Annotated in this window: 1 tRNA gene and 3 rRNA genes; all 4 read left to right on the top strand. The window is 49.9% G+C overall.

From position 1 onward, the window contains the following. A 16S ribosomal RNA gene (locus QM409_RS10645) occupies nt 1-704 on the top strand; the annotation flags it as partial. Between the two features lie 51 nt (nt 705-755). After that, a tRNA-Ala gene (locus QM409_RS10640) sits at nt 756-828 on the top strand. Nucleotides 829-953: 125 nt separating this feature from the next. After that, nucleotides 954-3,855 (top strand): 23S ribosomal RNA (locus tag QM409_RS10635). 76 nt (nt 3,856-3,931) lie between these two features. Continuing rightward, a 5S ribosomal RNA gene (gene rrf, locus QM409_RS10630) occupies nt 3,932-4,047 on the top strand. The last annotated feature ends 4 nt before the right edge of the window (nt 4,048-4,051 follow it).

Raw genomic sequence — 4,051 nt, 5'->3', positions numbered from 1 at the left:
CCTTTCCGGGGTTTAGTGCCGCAGCTAACGCATTAAGCACTCCGCCTGGGGAGTACGACCGCAAGGTTGAAACTCAAAGGAATTGACGGGGGCCCGCACAAGCGGTGGAGCATGTGGTTTAATTCGAAGCAACGCGAAGAACCTTACCAGGTCTTGACATCCCTCTGACCGCTCTAGAGATAGAGTTTTCCTTCGGGACAGAGGTGACAGGTGGTGCATGGTTGTCGTCAGCTCGTGTCGTGAGATGTTGGGTTAAGTCCCGCAACGAGCGCAACCCCTATTGTTAGTTGCCATCATTCAGTTGGGCACTCTAGCGAGACTGCCGGTAATAAACCGGAGGAAGGTGGGGATGACGTCAAATCATCATGCCCCTTATGACCTGGGCTACACACGTGCTACAATGGCTGGTACAACGAGTCGCAAGCCGGTGACGGCAAGCTAATCTCTTAAAGCCAGTCTCAGTTCGGATTGTAGGCTGCAACTCGCCTACATGAAGTCGGAATCGCTAGTAATCGCGGATCAGCACGCCGCGGTGAATACGTTCCCGGGCCTTGTACACACCGCCCGTCACACCACGAGAGTTTGTAACACCCGAAGTCGGTGAGGTAACCGTAAGGAGCCAGCCGCCTAAGGTGGGATAGATGATTGGGGTGAAGTCGTAACAAGGTAGCCGTATCGGAAGGTGCGGCTGGATCACCTCCTTTCTAAGGATAAGGAACTGCGCATTGGTCTTGTTTAGTCTTGAGAGGTCTTGTGGGGCCTTAGCTCAGCTGGGAGAGCGCCTGCTTTGCACGCAGGAGGTCAGCGGTTCGATCCCGCTAGGCTCCATTGGTGAGAGATCACCAAGTAATGCACATTGAAAATTGAATATCTATATCAAATAGTAACAAGAAAATAAACCGAAAACGCTGTAGTATTAATAAGAGTTTATGACTGAAAGGTCAGAAAAATAAGGTTAAGTTAATAAGGGCGCACGGTGGATGCCTTGGCACTAGGAGCCGAAGAAGGACGTGACAAACGACGATATGCCTTGGGTAGCTGTAAGTAAGCGATGATCCAGGGATTTCCGAATGGGGGAACCCAACAGGTACTACCTGTTACCCGCATCTGTTAAGGATGTGAGGAGGAAGACGCAGTGAACTGAAACATCTAAGTAGCTGCAGGAAGAGAAAGCAAAAGCGATTGCCTTAGTAGCGGCGAGCGAAACGGCAGAAGGGCAAACCGAAGAGTTTACTCTTCGGGGTTGTAGGACTGCAATGTGGACTCAAAGATTATAGAAGAATGATTTGGGAAGATCAGCCAAAGAGAGTAATAGCCTCGTATTTAAAATAGTCTTTGTACCTAGCAGTATCCTGAGTACGGCGGGACACGAGAAATCCCGTCGGAATCTGGGAGGACCATCTCCCAACCCTAAATACTCCCTAGTGACCGATAGTGAACCAGTACCGTGAGGGAAAGGTGAAAAGCACCCCGGGAGGGGAGTGAAATAGAACCTGAAACCGTGTGCCTACAACAAGTTCGAGCCCGTTAATGGGTGAGAGCGTGCCTTTTGTAGAATGAACCGGCGAGTTACGTTATGATGCGAGGTTAAGTTGAAGAGACGGAGCCGTAGGGAAACCGAGTCTGAATAGGGCGGATTAGTATCATGACGTAGACCCGAAACCATGTGACCTACCCATGAGCAGGTTGAAGGTGCGGTAAGACGCACTGGAGGACCGAACCAGGGCACGTTGAAAAGTGCTTGGATGACTTGTGGGTAGCGGAGAAATTCCAAACGAACTTGGAGATAGCTGGTTCTCTCCGAAATAGCTTTAGGGCTAGCGTCGACATTAGAGATTCTTGGAGGTAGAGCACTGTTTGGGTGAGGGGTCCATCCCGGATTACCAATCTCAGATAAACTCCGAATGCCAATGAATTATGGTCGGCAGTCAGACTGCGAGTGCTAAGATCCGTAGTCGAAAGGGAAACAGCCCAGACCACCAGCTAAGGTCCCAAAATAATTGTTAAGTGGAAAAGGATGTGGGGTTGCACAGACAACTAGGATGTTAGCTTAGAAGCAGCTATTCATTCAAAGAGTGCGTAATAGCTCACTAGTCGAGTGACCCTGCGCCGAAAATGTACCGGGGCTAAAACAATTTACCGAAGCTGTGGATACCTTTATAGGTATGGTAGGAGAGCGTTCTATGTGTGATGAAGGTATACCGTGAGGAGTGCTGGAACGCATAGAAGTGAGAATGCCGGTATGAGTAGCGAAAGACAGGTGAGAATCCTGTCCACCGTAAGACTAAGGTTTCCAGGGGAAGGCTCGTCCGCCCTGGGTTAGTCGGGACCTAAGGAGAGACCGAAAGGTGTATCCGATGGACAACAGGTTGATATTCCTGTACTAGAGTATGTAGTGATGGAGGGACGCAGTAGGCTAACTAAAGCAGACGATTGGAAGTGTCTGTCTAAGCAGTGAGGTGTGATAGGAGTCAAATGCTTATATCTGTAACATTGAGCTGTGATGGGGAGCGAAGTTTAGTAGCGAAGTTAGTGACGTCACACTGCCAAGAAAAGCTTCTAGCGTTTAAACATACTCTACCCGTACCGCAAACCGACACAGGTAGTCGAGGCGAGTAGCCTCAGGTGAGCGAGAGAACTCTCGTTAAGGAACTCGGCAAAATGACCCCGTAACTTCGGGAGAAGGGGTGCTGACTTTAAGTCAGCCGCAGTGAATAGGCCCAAGCAACTGTTTATCAAAAACACAGCTCTCTGCTAAATCGTAAGATGATGTATAGGGGGTGACGCCTGCCCGGTGCTGGAAGGTTAAGAGGAGTGCTTAGCGTAAGCGAAGGTATGAATTGAAGCCCCAGTAAACGGCGGCCGTAACTATAACGGTCCTAAGGTAGCGAAATTCCTTGTCGGGTAAGTTCCGACCCGCACGAAAGGCGTAATGATTTGGGCACTGTCTCAACGAGAGACTCGGTGAAATTTTAGTACCTGTGAAGATGCAGGTTACCCGCGACAGGACGGAAAGACCCCATGGAGCTTTACTGCAGTTTGATATTGAGTGTCTGTACCACATGTACAGGATAGGTAGGAGTCTATGAGATCGGGACGCCAGTTTCGAAGGAGACGATGTTGGGATACTACCCTTGTGTTATGGCCACTCTAACCCGGATAGGTGATCCCTATCGGAGACAGTGTCTGACGGGCAGTTTGACTGGGGCGGTCGCCTCCTAAAAGGTAACGGAGGCGCCCAAAGGTTCCCTCAGAATGGTTGGAAATCATTCGCAGAGTGTAAAGGTATAAGGGAGCTTGACTGCGAGAGCTACAACTCGAGCAGGGACGAAAGTCGGGCTTAGTGATCCGGTGGTTCCGTATGGAAGGGCCATCGCTCAACGGATAAAAGCTACCCTGGGGATAACAGGCTTATCTCCCCCAAGAGTTCACATCGACGGGGAGGTTTGGCACCTCGATGTCGGCTCGTCGCATCCTGGGGCTGTAGTCGGTCCCAAGGGTTGGGCTGTTCGCCCATTAAAGCGGCACGCGAGCTGGGTTCAGAACGTCGTGAGACAGTTCGGTCCCTATCCGTCGCGGGCGTAGGAAATTTGAGAGGATCTGCTCCTAGTACGAGAGGACCAGAGTGGACTTACCGCTGGTGTACCAGTTGTCTTGCCAAAGGCATCGCTGGGTAGCTATGTAGGGAAGGGATAAACGCTGAAAGCATCTAAGTGTGAAACCCACCTCAAGATGAGATTTCCCATGATTATATATCAGTAAGAGCCCTGAGAGATGATCAGGTAGATAGGTTAGAAGTGGAAGTGTGGCGACACATGTAGCGGACTAATACTAATAGCTCGAGGACTTATCCAAAGTAACTGAGAATATGAAAGCATAAGGTTTTCTTAATTTGAATAGATATTCAATTTTGAGTAGGTATTACTCAGAGTTAAGTGACGATAGCCTAGGAGATACACCTGTACCCATGCCGAACACAGAAGTTAAGCCCTAGAACGCCGGAAGTAGTTGGGGGTTGCCCCCTGTGAGATATGGAAGTCGCTTAGCTTTA

Source organism: Streptococcus mitis (assembly GCF_047465045.1).
Taxonomy (GTDB): Bacteria; Bacillota; Bacilli; order Lactobacillales; family Streptococcaceae; genus Streptococcus; species Streptococcus mitis_DT.
Note: the sequence above shows the minus strand (reverse complement) of the source record. Positions and strands in the feature narration are given on the sequence as shown.